The sequence below is a fragment of the Paenibacillus sp. BSR1-1 genome (assembly GCF_030403775.1).
Taxonomy (GTDB): Bacteria; Bacillota; Bacilli; order Bacillales; family Cytobacillaceae; genus Neobacillus.
The window spans coordinates 1-14,969 of the sequence record NZ_JAQMWQ010000034.1; the positions used below are offsets into that span (position 1 = coordinate 1).

Annotated in this window: 15 protein-coding genes; all 15 read right to left on the reverse strand. The window is 41.0% G+C overall.

Annotated features, from left to right (window positions below):
* Positions 1 to 339 precede the first annotated feature (339 nt).
* Positions 340 to 1,824 (reverse strand): lysine--tRNA ligase, encoded by a 1,485-nt coding sequence (gene lysS, locus PH210_RS27855; protein ID WP_289989686.1) that lies wholly within the window; start codon positions 1,822 to 1,824, stop codon positions 340 to 342.
* Between the two features lie 207 nt (positions 1,825 to 2,031).
* Positions 2,032 to 3,033: a tRNA dihydrouridine synthase DusB gene (gene dusB, locus PH210_RS27860; protein WP_289989688.1), complete on the reverse strand. Its 1,002-nt coding sequence runs from the start codon at positions 3,031 to 3,033 to the stop codon at positions 2,032 to 2,034.
* Between the two features lie 11 nt (positions 3,034 to 3,044).
* On the reverse strand, positions 3,045 to 3,251 hold the full coding sequence (locus tag PH210_RS27865) for a helix-turn-helix domain-containing protein (RefSeq protein WP_289989690.1): 207 nt from the start codon (positions 3,249 to 3,251) through the stop codon (positions 3,045 to 3,047).
* Positions 3,203 to 3,730 (reverse strand): 2-amino-4-hydroxy-6-hydroxymethyldihydropteridine diphosphokinase, encoded by a 528-nt coding sequence (gene folK / locus PH210_RS27870; protein ID WP_289989691.1) that lies wholly within the window; start codon positions 3,728 to 3,730, stop codon positions 3,203 to 3,205. Before folK ends, PH210_RS27865 begins: the two co-directional genes overlap by 49 nt.
* A gap of 2 nt (positions 3,731 to 3,732) precedes the next feature.
* Entirely contained in the window at positions 3,733 to 4,092 is a 360-nt protein-coding gene (gene folB / locus PH210_RS27875) for a dihydroneopterin aldolase (RefSeq protein WP_289989693.1), read from the reverse strand.
* Positions 4,085 to 4,927, reverse strand: a complete 843-nt coding sequence (gene folP, locus PH210_RS27880) for a dihydropteroate synthase (protein WP_289989696.1) — start codon at positions 4,925 to 4,927, stop codon at positions 4,085 to 4,087. Before folP ends, folB begins: the two co-directional genes overlap by 8 nt.
* A 101-nt stretch (positions 4,928 to 5,028) precedes the next feature.
* Entirely contained in the window at positions 5,029 to 5,958 is a 930-nt protein-coding gene (gene cysK, locus PH210_RS27885) for a cysteine synthase A (protein ID WP_289989699.1), read from the reverse strand.
* 397 nt (positions 5,959 to 6,355) lie between these two features.
* Positions 6,356 to 7,249, reverse strand: coding sequence for a peptidyl-prolyl cis-trans isomerase (locus tag PH210_RS27890; protein ID WP_289989701.1), 894 nt, complete (start codon positions 7,247 to 7,249; stop codon positions 6,356 to 6,358).
* 24 nt (positions 7,250 to 7,273) lie between these two features.
* Positions 7,274 to 8,152, reverse strand: a complete 879-nt coding sequence (hslO, locus tag PH210_RS27895) for an Hsp33 family molecular chaperone HslO (RefSeq protein WP_289989703.1) — start codon at positions 8,150 to 8,152, stop codon at positions 7,274 to 7,276.
* A 33-nt stretch (positions 8,153 to 8,185) separates the two neighbouring features.
* Positions 8,186 to 8,953, reverse strand: coding sequence for a type III pantothenate kinase (locus PH210_RS27900; RefSeq protein WP_223596356.1), 768 nt, complete (start codon positions 8,951 to 8,953; stop codon positions 8,186 to 8,188).
* A 108-nt stretch (positions 8,954 to 9,061) separates the two neighbouring features.
* Entirely contained in the window at positions 9,062 to 11,020 is a 1,959-nt protein-coding gene (ftsH, locus tag PH210_RS27905; protein WP_289989706.1) for an ATP-dependent zinc metalloprotease FtsH, read from the reverse strand.
* Positions 11,021 to 11,140: 120 nt separating this feature from the next.
* A complete protein-coding gene (gene hpt, locus PH210_RS27910; protein WP_483312150.1) occupies positions 11,141 to 11,686 on the reverse strand; it encodes a hypoxanthine phosphoribosyltransferase in 546 nt (181 codons plus the stop codon).
* A 25-nt stretch (positions 11,687 to 11,711) separates the two neighbouring features.
* Positions 11,712 to 13,097, reverse strand: coding sequence for a tRNA lysidine(34) synthetase TilS (tilS, locus tag PH210_RS27915; RefSeq protein ID WP_289989711.1), 1,386 nt, complete (start codon positions 13,095 to 13,097; stop codon positions 11,712 to 11,714).
* Positions 13,098 to 13,242: 145 nt separating this feature from the next.
* Positions 13,243 to 14,244 carry a serine/threonine protein kinase PrkT gene (gene prkT / locus PH210_RS27920; protein ID WP_289989713.1) on the reverse strand — a complete coding sequence of 334 codons (1,002 nt, stop codon included), beginning with the start codon at positions 14,242 to 14,244 and terminating at the stop codon, positions 13,243 to 13,245.
* Positions 14,213 to 14,950 (reverse strand): VWA domain-containing protein, encoded by a 738-nt coding sequence (locus tag PH210_RS27925; RefSeq protein WP_289989714.1) that lies wholly within the window; start codon positions 14,948 to 14,950, stop codon positions 14,213 to 14,215. The genes prkT and PH210_RS27925 overlap by 32 nt, the downstream gene beginning before the upstream one ends.
* Positions 14,951 to 14,969: the final 19 nt, after the last annotated feature.

Consider the following 14,969-nt stretch of genomic DNA (forward strand, 5'->3'; position numbering starts at 1 on the left):
GTTGATTAGCTCATAAAATAAAACGTTGGCTTCGTTTCAAATGAAACGAATATTATTGTTTGTTGACGTTTTTGTTTGTTTAGTTTTCAAAGAGCAATTTCAACGTCGCCTAAAAGCGACTTTCTTATCATACCAAGTTATTAACTTGAAGTCAATAACTTTTTTGTTTTTCTTTTTTTAATTCATGTTGTTTCGCAACAACGTTTATTAATATACCACCAATTATCCTTCCATGCAATAGCTTTTTTATACTTTTTATGAAGAAATGTTAAAGTAGAAATATTCGAATTTCTCATAACAAAAAAAGCACCGGATCCACCGGCACTTTTTTATAATTTATTATCGGTGACGCATTAGTGGGAATAATAGTACGTCACGAATTGAAGGAGAATTCGTTAACAGCATTACTAGACGGTCAATTCCAATTCCCAATCCGCCTGTAGGAGGCATACCATACTCTAATGCTTCGACGAAGTCTTCGTCCATCATATGGGCTTCATCATTACCCTGCTCGCGCTCTTTTAGCTGTGCTTCAAAGCGCTCTCTTTGATCAATTGGATCGTTAAGCTCAGTGAAGGCATTTGCATGCTCACGTGCTACGATAAATAACTCAAAACGATCAGTGAAGCGTGGATCTTCGTCATTCTTCTTGGCAAGCGGAGAGATTTCCACTGGGTGGCCAAAAATAAAGGTGGGCTGAATGAGCTTTTCCTCTACCATTTGCTCAAAGAACTCATTTACAATATGACCATAAAGCATGTTATCATTAATTTCTACTCCATGCTCCTTGGCATGCGCACGAGCCTCTTCCACGCTCATTTCCTTCCAGAAATCTACTCCTGTATATTCCTTGATAGCGTCTACCATGTGGAGTCTCTTCCATTCCGGCTTAAGGTCTACTTCGTGGTCGCCATATTGAATCGTGGTTGTTCCTACTACTTCTTGTGCAATATGGGCAATTAAATTTTCAGTTAAGCTCATGATATCACGGTAATCAGCATATGCCTCATACAATTCAATCATTGTGAATTCTGGGTTGTGACGAGTAGAAACACCCTCGTTCCGGAATACACGGCCAATTTCATACACTTTTTCAAGGCCGCCGACAATCAAGCGTTTCAAGTGAAGTTCGATAGCAATCCGCATATATAATTGCATATCCAGCGCGTTATGATGCGTAATAAACGGACGTGCAGACGCACCACCTGCAATGGAATGCATCATTGGTGTTTCTACTTCTAAATAGCCTTGATCATCTAAATAACGGCGCATCGCGCGAATAATTTTACTGCGGGCAATAAAAGTCGCTTTGCTTTCCTGGCTCATAATTAAATCCAAGTAACGCTGACGGTAGCGCTGCTCAACATCTTTTAGACCGTGGAATTTATCAGGAAGCGGACGAAGTGCTTTTGTTAAGAATACAAATTCTTGAACCTTTACAGATAACTCTCCAACTTGAGTTTTAAATAGGGTTCCTGTTACTGCAATGATGTCCCCTAAATCAGCAGAATCAAAGATTTCATACTGTTCTTCGCCGACTGCATCTTTCCTTACGTATACTTGCAATTGGCCGGTTAAGTCTTGAATATGGGCAAAACCTGCTTTTCCTTTTCCACGCTTTGTCATAATACGACCTGCGAGTGAAACAGAAACATTTTTTGCTTCAAGTTCTTCCTTTTCCAGCTCTCCATATTGTTCAATCAATTCAAGGGTATTGTGAGAACGATCAAAGCGCTTGCCAAATGGGTCAAGTCCATTTTCACGCATGCTTTGCATTTTTTCCCGTCTGACCCTTAATTGGTCATTTAATTCTTCCTGACTCATGACTAATTCAACTCCATTACTTCTTTTTTATGTAAAACTAAAAAGAATACTCACCAATTTTTTTACATACTATATTATTTTACACAAACTTGAGTATTCAGACATTAAAAATGTTTTTAGATAGAAGAAAAACTGCCAGTTTGTTCTACTGGCAGCTTGCATTCGTAAACAAAAGTATTATAGAAAATGAGACAAAGAAAGTCAAACTCAGCCAACAATTGCCTCGTTTTGTTCCATCTCCTCAACCTCTTGAACTAAACCATTTAACAAAAGGACTAAATCTTCACGAGTATTGCACTCATTGATGGCGTTACGCACTCTTGCGTTTCCGCGCACTCCTTTTAAATACCAAGCAGCATGCTTGCGCATTTCACGAACGGCAATATTTTCATTTTTCAAGGCAATTAATCGGTCTAAATGAAGAATACAAACATCAATTTTTTCCCGGACAGATGGTTCATCCATTAGCTTGCCTGTTTCTAGATATTGCACCGTGCGGTAGATCATCCATGGGTCTCCAAGCGCGGCGCGGCCGATCATGACGCCGTCAACACCTGTTTCATCGAGCATTCTCTTGGCATCCTGCGGGGTTTGTACATCACCATTCCCGATGAGTGGGATATTAACCGATTGCTTTACCTCACGAATAATGTCCCAGTTTGCATTTCCTTCATACATCTGCACACGGGTACGGCCGTGCAGGGCAACTGCCTTTCCGCCCGCTTTTTCAACCATTTGCGCATTTTTAACAGCGTAAATATGGTCTTCATCCCAGCCTATCCTCATTTTCACCGTAACTGGCTTTTCCACAGCATCCACAACTGCAGAGACCATTTCATAGATTTTATTTGGATCTAAGAGCCACTTGGCACCGGCGTCACATTTTGTAATTTTCGGTACCGGGCAGCCCATATTAATATCGATAATATCGGCATTGGTGTTTTGATCAACGAATCTTGCCGCTTCGACTAGCGTTTCTTTTTCGCCGCCGAAAATTTGCAGGCTAAGCGGTTTTTCCCGCTCATCAATATACAGCATATTCATCGTTTTTTCGTTTTTAAGAACGATTCCTTTATCACTGACCATTTCCGCACAAACCAAACCAGCACCAAACTCTTTTACCGTTAAACGGAATGCAGAGTTACATACGCCGGCCATTGGTGCTAAAACGACTTGGTTCTTCATTTCAATATCACCGATTTTCAACATCTAACAACCTCCTATTCTTTTGGTGTTAAATCATCTATGGTAATTTTTAAGGAATGTGCAATTCTCTCGAGTAATTCCCCTGCTGGCAGGCGGTTTCCCCTTTCAATCTCTCCTAAGATGGACACTGATACACCTAGCTGCCTTGAAAAGCTTTCCTGTGTATATCCTTTTAGCTTTCGATAGGCACGAATTCGTCTTCCCCATTTTTCCGCTTCCATATTCTGACTCCTTCTTTATCTGGTAATTCATTTAACCATGCTTCAAGAGGTTTATCTTTGATAGGTAATCTACTATCATGATTAATTTCTAAAAATGGAATCATAACAAAGGCCCGCTCTAGCATCCTAGGGTGCGGAACCATTAGCTTCTCTGTTTCAATATTTTCTTGGTTAAAGGTCAGAATGTCAAGGTCTATTGTCCTTGGCCCCCACTTTATTTCCCTTTTTCTCCCAAGTTCAAATTCCGTTGTTAAACATCTATCTAGTAGTTCATTTGCATTCAATTCAGTGGTAATCTCAATCACCATATTTAAAAATAAATCCTGGTCTTCATATCCGACAGGATCTGTTTCATAAATGGAAGAATAATTTACCAGCTTAATTTTGGAATGACTTGTTAGTTTTTTAATTGCACTTACCATATTATCATAACGGTTTCCCATGTTAGAGCCAAGGGCAATAAATGCTGTATTTTCCACTTTTATCTACTCCTCGTTATTTCTACAGCAACGGATTTGTAATGTCCCGGAATCGGCGGGTCCGGTTTAATCACCTTCACCGTCACTTCATCAATAAGCGGGAATGCAGCCAGCACACTTCCAGCCACTTTATCAGCAACCGCTTCAAGTAATTTAAAAGGAGTTCCTTCGACGATTTCCTTACATAATTGATAAAGCTCGCCATAATTTACGGAATGCTTCAGTTCATCGGTTTCGCCCGCTCTTTTTAACTCTAAGGAAACGGTTAAGTCGACGATAAAACGCTGGCCAAGTCTGGTCTCTTCCGGGAAAACCCCGTGATATCCATAGAACTCCATTTGGTTCACAAATATTTTATCCAATCACTTCACCCTTCCCCATTAGTGCGTCCATCATTTTGGCCATCCGGCTCATTTCCTTAACATCATGAATTCGAATGATTTGACAACCCTTTTGAATTCCGTAGCAAATGGTTGCACCTGTTCCTTCCATCCTTTGATCAACGGGGAGATTTAACGCTTGTCCAATCATGGTTTTTCTAGATGTACCTAAAAGAACAGGATAACCCAGCATGACAAACTTATCTAAATTCTGCATGGTTAGAAGATTTTCCTGATAGTTTCTGGCAAAGCCGATACCTGGGTCGAGGATAATTTTTTCATCCTTTACTCCTGCTTTTTTTACGATTGCAATACTTTCATAAAGGTCATTTAAAACATCTCTTATAAAAGAACTGTAGTTTCGTTCATGGCGGTTATGCATTAATACGATTGGAACATCATACTGGGCAGCTACCTCCGCCATTTGATCATCTGCTTTTGCTCCCCAAATATCATTAATGATATGAGCTCCTGCTTCAATTGCCTGCTTGGCTACCTCTGCCTTATATGTATCGATGGAAATCGGTATTTGGACGTTCTCAGAAATAGCCTTAATAACTGGAATGACCCGTTCGAGTTCTTCCTCTGCTGAAACAGCCGCAAAACCCGGACGTGTTGATTCGCCGCCGATATCAATAATATCCGCACCATTCGCCGCCATTTCCTTTGCATGGCGGACTGCATGTTCAATTTGATTGAATTTACCGCCATCCGAAAAGGAATCTGGAGTTGCATTTAAAATTCCCATCACGATTGTTTTTTTTCGAAAGTCTAAGGTATATGGACCGCAATGAATTTGTTCTTGAGCTGTACTCATCCTTATGCCCCCTATTAAATACTTCTTTTATCATACATGATATGGCCAATCATATACAAAAAAAAGAAGTGTCGGCAAATGCCAACACCTCCTAAGTAATTTTACTCAGCTTCATATTGATAAAGCGGTGTACTTAAGTAACGTTCTCCGTTATCCGGAATAATCGCAAGCACTTTTTTACCTTTGCCTAATTGTTGAGCAACTTTTAATGCTGCAGAAATAGCGGCTCCAGAAGAGATACCGCCTAGAATTCCTTCTTCTCTGGCAGCACGGCGGGAAGCTTCAAATGCTTCTTCTGTATTAATTTGGATAACTTCATCATAGATTTCTGTGTTAAGCGTATCAGGGATAAAGCCTGCTCCAAGTCCTTGCAGCTTATGCGGGCCAGGTTTTCCGCCAGATAGGACTGGAGAATCCTGCGGCTCAACTGCAACAATTTTTACATTAGGGAATTTTTCGCGAAGAACACTTCCCGCTCCTGAAATGGTCCCTCCTGTTCCAATTCCTGAAACAAACGCATCTAATTGATCCATTTGCTCGGCAATTTCTTTACCTGTTGTTCTTCTGTGAACCTCAGGGTTAGCCTGGTTTTTGAACTGCTGCGGCATGAAATAGCCATTTTCAGATGCAAGAGCCTCTGCACGGGCGATGGCTCCCTTCATACCTTCTGGTCCAGGTGTTAACACAAGCTCACCACCATAGGCGCGTAGAAGGTTTCTTCTTTCTAAACTCATTGTTTCCGGCATTACAAAAATCGCTTTGTATCCTTTGGCAGCTGCAATCATTGCAAGTCCAATTCCAGTATTACCGCTTGTCGGTTCAATAATTGTATCAACACCAGGCTTAATTAAGCCTTGTTCTTCTGCCGCTTCAATCATCGCTAAACCAATACGGTCCTTTACACTGCTGCCAGGGTTAAAATATTCTAGCTTTAAGTAAACCTCAGCGCTATTTTCATCTACTAATCTGTTTAATTTTACGATTGGTGTTTGACCAACTAATTCTGCTACAGAATTTGCAACACGTACCATAAAGGACACCCCTATTCCGAGTAATTTCATTGGATTTATATTATTAAATTTACCAGTTACATAGTCCTATTGTCAATTGTTTTGTTTGTAGAATTATGAAAATATTTTAAAAATACTATATAAACTTGCCTGTTGATTTCCACTTCAGGCGCTTCGCGCACCTTAGGGCAGCTCGGGGAGCCTCCTCGGCGCTTCAACGCCTGCGGGGTCTCCCCTGTGCCGTACTCCCGCAGGACATTGAACTGCAACCTCGGATCCGCCCACGCACGAAGGAAATGCGATAGCATTTTCGAGGAGTCTCGCGCCTTTCACTCCAATCAACAGGGGTAAAAAATTAGCATTGTTCTTTTAACTCGACTATAAAAAAAGAAAACACAGAATAGTACCGTGTTTTCTTTTATTCCTTATTCTTGCCATAAAACCAGTCAACTTTTGCTTCGTCCCAGAAAGTTGCTGCTGATGCAGGTTTTTTCATTTGATCGAGAGCAATTTGCCTGCGAAGTTGATTCTTTACCTCGGAAAAAGAATAGGTTTCTCCGCTAATTTTCCCTTCAAGCTTAATTAAAGCATACCCTTGCTCTACTTTGATTGGTTTACTGTATTTCCCCTTTTTTAGCTTTTTAGCTGTCTGGAGATAAAGTTTAGGGTAGCGCTCATCCTCTTCCGTGATAAAACCAATATCCCCGCCTTCATTTGCGGAAAACTCATCTATGGATTTTTCCATTGCCAGTGCAGAAAAGCTGGAGCCATGGGCCAATTCCTTTGATGCCTTAACAGCTTCTGCCTTTGTTTTCACAATGATATGCGATAAATGGTAGGCATCCGGTACATCAAAAAGATCTTTATTCTTTTCATAATAGCTTTTTAATTCTTTATTTGAGATCTCTACATCTCTCGTTAAAAGCTCTTCTAATAAAAGAGTGCTGCGAATTTGTTCCTTCCACTTTTTCTCATTGGCCTGTTTTTTTGGACTAAAAGTATTATAAGTGGTCTGAAGCATGCGATATTCACGTTCAACATCTTCATCCGCAATTTCAATATCGTATTTGGCCGCCATTTCTTCAATGACCTTTTGATCAACCATTTCCTTTAAGACGTCTTTGCCATATCTTGTTTCAAGTTCATTCAGCCAATCTTGTCTCGAAATGGTCTTTTTCCCGATTGTCGCTACCGCCTCATCATTGACCAATGCTCCATTTGCCTCGTTCACCTTAGATAAGAAAAAGGCAGCCGTCAGGCAATTAAGCATAATGAGGGCAGCAATCACCATCCAAAGCTGCTTCCTGCCCAACCGGTTCTCCCCCTAATGATTCTCTTATTTCGCCTCTTTTTTAAGTTCTTCTAATTCTTCTTTTGTGAATAGGTATTTTTCATTGCAGAAATGACAGTGTGCCTCAGCTTGTCCGTCTTCTACTATCATATCATTAATTTCCTTTGTGCCTAGGCCGACGATCGCATCAGCAAAGCGCTCCTTAGAACAGGAACATTGAAATCCAACTGGCATAGTTTCAAGTATCTTTACATTTTCCTTGCCAAAAAGCTCCTCCAATATATCCTCTGGAGTTAAACCGCGTTCAATTAATTTGGATACCGGTTCAATTGTTTTTAACCGTTCTTCCATCTTGGAAATAATTTCATCTTCAATCCCCGGCATTAATTGAAAAATAAAGCCTCCTGCAGCCAAAATTGAATCATCTGGATTCACTAAAACCCCGACACCTACGGAGGATGGTACCTGCTCAGAAGTGGCGAAGTAGTAAGTAAAGTCTTCCCCTAATTCCCCTGATACGATCGGTACCTGTCCTGAAAAGAAATCACGCAGCCCGACATCCTTCACGACGGATAACAGGCCATCGGTTCCGACCGCGCGGCGGACATCAAGCTTGCCATTTTCATTCGATTCAAAGTCGACCTCCGGATGAGTTACATAGCCGCGGACCTCACCTTTAGCATTACTGTCAACTAAAATAGGACCAAGCGGACCACCGCCGTCAATTTTAATCGTCAGCTTATCGTCTCCTTTTAGCATGGCCCCCATCATCACCCCTGCGGTCATCGTGCGGCCAAGTGCAGCCGACGCTGTTCTCCAGGTTTGGTGGCGGCGCTGCGCCTCACGAACCGTTTCAGTAGTACGGACCGCATAAGCGCGAATATTTCCATCATAGGCAAGTGCCTTAACTAGATAATCCTTCATTGTCAAACTCCTTTCGTGCTGTCCCTTCTTAGGTTATCCTATGTTGCGCTTATAGATAAGCTGCAAGCCTTTTAATGTTAAAAATGGGTCTACAATATCAATAACCGTTGATTCTTGGGCAATTAGATTAGCCAAACCGCCTGTGGCTATAACAGTTGGCTTTTTCTCACCTTGTTCCATCATCCGCCTTACAATGCCTTCAACTTGTCCAACATACCCATAGACAATCCCTGCCTGCATCGCTGCAACGGTATTTTTTCCAATAACACCTTCAGGACGGGCAATTTCAATCCGCGGTAATTTCGCCGCTCTAGAATATAGGGCTTCGGTAGAAATGCCCACCCCCGGAGCAATTGCACCACCCATATATTGACGTTCCTCATTGATATAACAATAAGTGGTTGCGGTTCCAAAATCGACAATAACCAATGGACTTCCATATTCATGGATGGCCGCAACGGCATTAACAATTCGGTCTGCTCCAACCTCGCGGGGATTTTCATATTTTATATTTAATCCAGTCTTAATTCCTGGGCCTACGACAAGCGGTTTAATATGAAAATACTTTTGGCACATGCGCTCTAACGCAAACATAATCGGTGGAACAACAGATGAAATGATAATGCCATCTATATCCGAAAAAGAAAGGCCAGAATGATCAAACAAGGCTTTTACATTCATCCCAAACTCATCTTCCGTCCGATTTCGATTTGTTTCAATCCGCCAATGGTATTTCAGTTCATCCCCTTGATAAACGCCAAGTACAATATTCGTATTTCCCACGTCAAAAACAAAAATCAAATCTATCACTCGCTTTATTGGATTTTTCTTTTCTCATATTGCACATATCATACCATAATTATCTGCCGCATGAAAAAAAGAGTGCTTCATCGAAGCACTCTTTCCAAATTACTTATAGTCAATTTCATCAGGAGGAGTATCTAAGAAGGATTTTTCATCCTTTTCAGCCTCATCCTTTTTAATGTTGATATTTACCTTTACATCTTCGGCTTTTTTAGGTTCAACCTTAACCGCTTCTAAAACAACAGAAGGGTCTGGCATGTGGCCATTGTCAACTAAATAGCGAATTTGTTCAGCATTAAGTGTTTCCACCTCAAGAAGAGTCTTGGCAATTAGATCAAGCTTATCCCGATTCTCTGTCAGAATCTTTCTAGCTCTTTCATATTGTTCTTTAATGATACGCTGAATTTCAAGATCGATTTCATAAGCAATCGCATCTGAGTAATTCTGTTCATTATGAAGGTCACGGCCTAGGAACACTTGACCGCCTGAAGCTTGACCGAACTGCAATGGTCCGAGTTTATCACTCATTCCAAATTCTGTCACCATACGGCGGGCAATTCCCGTAGCACGCTGGAAGTCATTATGTGCCCCCGTACTTACCTCACCAAAGACAATTTCCTCTGCCACACGGCCGCCTAATAAACCAACAATTTTATCAAGCAATTCCGGTTTTGTCATAAAGTAGCGGTCTTCTCTAGGAAGCATTACCGCATATCCTCCTGCCTGGCCGCGAGGAACAATCGTTACCTTGTGGACCATATCGGCCTCATCAAGCACTAACCCAATAACGGTATGTCCGCCTTCATGGAAGGCAACAATGTTTCTTTCTTTTTGAGAAATGACACGCGTCTTTTTGGCAGGTCCCGCAATGACACGGTCTGTTGCTTCATCAATGTCAGTCATTTCGATTTTCTTTTTATTCTGACGAGCCGCTACCAATGCAGCTTCATTTAATAAATTTTCTAAATCTGCCCCTGAAAAACCTGGTGTACGCATCGCAATATTTTTTAAGTTTACGGATTCATCTAAAGGCTTATTGCGTGCATGAACCTTAAGGACTGCTTCCCGTCCAATAACATCTGGACGGTCAACCGTAATTTGTCGGTCAAAGCGGCCCGGACGTAAAAGGGCTGGATCGAGAATATCCGGACGGTTTGTTGCAGCTACAATAATAATTCCTTCATTGGCACCGAAACCATCCATTTCAACGAGCAACTGGTTCAGGGTTTGCTCACGTTCATCGTGACCGCCGCCAAGACCTGCACCACGCTGACGACCAACAGCATCAATCTCATCTATGAAGATAATACAAGGAGCATTCTTTTTTGCGTTTTCAAATAAGTCACGAACACGAGATGCACCGACCCCAACGAACATCTCAACGAAATCAGAACCACTTATCGAGAAGAATGGAACGCCTGCTTCACCAGCACACGCTCTCGCTAATAACGTTTTACCTGTTCCTGGAGGTCCAACCAAAAGGATCCCTTTTGGAATACGGGCGCCAAGTTCAGCAAATTTGCGAGGGTCTTTTAAAAACTCAACCACTTCGACTAATTCAGCTTTTTCTTCATCTGCTCCAGCTACATCTCTAAAACGGACTTTTTTCTTATCATCGTTATAAAGCTTAGCTTTAGATTTACCAAAATTCATAACCCGGCTGCCGCCGCCTTGAGCTTGGTTTAATAAAAAGAAAAACAAAATAAAGATGATGACAAATGGAATAATGGATGTAAAGAACGTAACCCATCCACTTGTTTCTTTAGCAGGCATTACGTCAACTTTAGCTTCTGAATCCTGGATGCTTCCAATAATTTTTTCACTGTTTGGAATATAGGTTAGGAATTTTTCACTCTTTGCCTTTAATTCACCTCGAACTTCATATACACCTCGTTCGGGCTGCATGGAAAATGACTTTACTTCGCCATTTTCTAACTGCGAAACGAACCTATCATACGTAATGTGTTTGGTCGATTCGCTGCTTCCATTAAAAAAGCTCACTACGCCAATAATGACTAAAAATATCAATAAATAAAAGATGGTATTACGGAAAATCCGATTCATCTCTTACCTCCTCCCACGGGTAAAAACTATAATAAATAGTATCATAGAAAATCTTACAAATTCAAGGAATTGTCCTTTATGTCAAGGGTTTTCCTAGTAAATGTTCAAGAAAAATCCTTATTATTGATTATTGCTGTATACCTCTGGTTTTAGTACCCCAATATATGGAAGGTTTCGATATTTTTCAATGTAATCTAACCCATAACCGACAACAAATTCATCAGGAACAATAAATCCTACATAGTCTGCTTGAATTTTGCTTTTTCTTCCGGTTGGCTTATCAAGTAAAGTGACAATCTTGATAGATTTCGCTTTCCGATAACGGAATAAATCGACTAAATAGCTAAGAGTCAGTCCACTGTCAATGATATCTTCAATAATTAAAATATCTCTGCCTTCAACAGATGTGTCTAAGTCTTTAATGATTTTGACTTCGCCTGAGGATACTAATCCCGAACCATAGCTGGAAACATCCATGAAGTCCATTTCTAAATAGCAGTCCATTCGTTTTAATAAATCTGCCATGAAAGGCATGGCTCCCTTCAGAACCCCAATTGCAAGTGGGAAACGGTCATGATACTCTTCGGTTAATTGGGCTGCAAGCTCCCTAATTTTTCCTTGTATTTCCTCTTCTGAAACTAAAACTTTTTCAATATCCTGGTTCATCATAATTGTGCCCCCTAGAAGATCATTACTTATTATATGTGAGTAGTATATATTGCTTTGCTGCAGAATCTATGCCTTCAAATGATGATCTTTTCAGACCTGGAAGCCAAATAATATTTCCGTCACTGTCTGTTACCACCGGCCAGTTATCCCGGTCATGAACAGGAATTTTTTGATCGATAAAAATATCCTTTAGCTTTTTCGAACCCTGCATTCCTTTTAATGTCATCCGGTCGCCAATATGCCGCGTCCGAATGATAATCGGCCATTTTAGTTTTTCCTCATTAAACAAGGCCATGTACGGCTCGTTAGAGGGAATGCCGCCGTTAGCGCGTTCTATCCTAATATTCCCTTTACTTGGCAGCAAAATCGTTCCTGGCTCGTTCACTTCAAAAAAATAAGGTTTAACCAGATCCGCTTGAAATTGGAAAGATAATTGATGATAGGAGCGAATCACTTTTAAACCACTGGGAAAGTCAAGTTTACCTGAAGGTTCACTATGACGTATTAAGTGATATACTTGCTCGATATGTACAGCAGAAAGATCAGCCGATTTTCCCATGTAAAGATAGTTTAATATTAGTTGAATCCCTCTTCTTTGTAAAGGTAAAGGCACTTCTAGAAACTGGTTAATGTCAATCGTTATTTTGCTCTTTTCCCTTATTTTCACTACTGTATTCATGTGTCTTTCTGTTAATTCCAGAAGAAAGGTTTCATCTGATTGTAAATCTTCACTAAATCGTTGAAAATTCTCATTCACATTGGGATTTTCCGTTTTCAAAAACGGGAGAACATGCTTACGGAATCGATTCCTGCTATAAACTCCCTTTTCATTACTCGGGTCCAGCCTTGGAGTAAGCTTATTGGATTTACAATAACTCCAAATCTCATCCTTGGATAAGCATAAAAATGGACGAAAGATTTGGCCGTTATGAAAAGGGCGGGAGAAAGGTATTCCTGCTCGTGCCATCCCCGTGCTTCCCCTCGTTGCCCGCATCAGCATCGTTTCGATTTGGTCATCCCCATGGTGACCAAGGGCTAAACAAGGAAAATTATACTTTTCCATTGTACTTAAGTAAAAATCATATCTCACTTCTCTTGCTGCCAGCTGTGAGCTTTTCCCGGCAGCCTCCATGATCTTGGGAACATTAATCCGGGCCATTTCAAAGGGGACTTGATTTTGTTCACAAAAGTTTTTAACAAACATCGCGTCCTCATAGGATTCTTGACCACGGAACATATGGTCAACATGGGCTGCAACAATGGAAAGATTATTTTTATCTCTTTCCCCCAGCAAGAAGTGAAGTAATGCTAAAGAATCCGGCCCGCCTGATACACCAACGACAATTTTTTTATTGTTCAGTTTGAAAGAATGGCGTTCAAGAAAGGCCGTGACCTTTGTTTCCAACATATAAAAAACTTCCTTATTAAAATAAGATGAGAATATTAATAGCATACCACTACAACGAAGGAACTATCAAAATTTAGGCTTTGCTATGCCTATAGAAATATTTTCTTTATTTTAATACGAATAACCTTCAAAATGGTTTCAATTTTTATAGTAATTTTAAAAAAATATACCCGCTATATAAAACGGCTAATACCGCCGCGATCACAAAAAATTCAATCCAGCTGCTCTTTTTCTTCTTTTTCCGATAATGGCGCCTTGAAATGGGCGGACTTCCCTGCGATGGCTTCGCCTGGACTGTAGAGTATGCCTTAGGAGGGCTTTGTTTCGGAATAGAACTTGGATGATCGTTCAGTAAACTTAATAAGTCCGTCCGCATTTGTTTGGCGCTCGTATAATGCCCCTGAAGTGCATTCAACATTACTTTTTCAAAGGGAATTAACTCTGATTTTTGGCGAATCGCCTCTCTTAGCTGAGCGATTCCTCCCGTTGTTTTGGTAAAACGTTTCGGATAGGCTGTATTGATCATGATCATGGCAACTGAGAATAAATCATAGGAGCGTTCCGCCTTTCTTCCACCCAGCCCCCAATAGCCCCGATCATAAAACTCGGTGAATTCCTTAATGGCTCTGCCTTGGATAGTCGTTCCACCCACATCAATACATCTAATTTTAGGGGGCGGTCCAGTAACAATTAAATTTTCTGGTTTTAAATCACCGAAAACCCAGCCGTTTTCATGCAAGTTATCTAAATCATTGAGAAGCTGCAAAAATAAAACAGTCGTCCATGATTTCCCCTTTTGTTGTAAAAAAGAAAGAAAATCAGGGCCGTGGATATATTCCATTACATAAAAGGAAATGCGCCCGCGATTCGTTTGCCAATCATCTACATCAAGCAAAGAAGGCCCGAGGGATGACGGCCCCTGGACCTTTGCAAAGGATTTTAAAACATTTACCTCAGAGGTGATCGACATGCCATTATCACTCATTTTTAACGCGACTTGAGTGTCATTGTATTTTGCAAGGTAGACAACCCCGTTTGCTCCAAATCCTAGTTCCTTTATAATCGAATATTTATTTCCATGCCATTTTCCTGAAATGACGGTTCCGGGACTGACTTTACATTGACTCTTCAAAGAATGATTCATCATCACGTGCAAGCAGACTCCTTAATGATCGTTTTTGACTGAAAGCTGAAAGGGCGGTACGTATGGCCGGGCCTGTAGGGGTAATCCCTCCGGTTGATAGCTGTGAAAAGATACTTGTCAAAGATTGTAGCTTTGGCGTCCAATCCAGCAATTTTTCGACATCATTCTTTTTCCCGGGAAATACATAAACAGAAAACTGATTTTCCCCTGTCCTGGCATTTAAACTAAGCGAAAGGTCTAACAGTGCCTCTTTTACCGTTTCTAACTTATGCTTCATACTTGCACTAGTATCGACAAGAATCAACACTTCTAATTCGACAGTTTCCCCTAATTCGTCGACAACCTCCATGACCTCACCGCGTTTTTCAGGAGGCAGGTCTTCCATTGTTTGAGAACGTCCCAAAATCTGTTGGAGCTCGCGGTTGACCACACCTTGAATTGTTTGATTCATCGCTTTTCGGGTGACCATTTGGACGGTTTGGGAAAGCTGCTGGGCATAGACAATTTGGCTGACACCTCCGCCTGACATCGCGATCCCATCAATTTCGGTCATTCCTTTTTCATCAATAACATCATGCTCCATCACACCAATGACGTTAACAGTAATTCCCTGCTCTCTGGCGAGTGCAGCCATCGCGATCGGATCGTCTCCTTGATTGGAGCATCCATCTGTGATCAACAAAATTTGCCGTATTTTCCCTGTATACATAACTTCTCCCTCCACTACA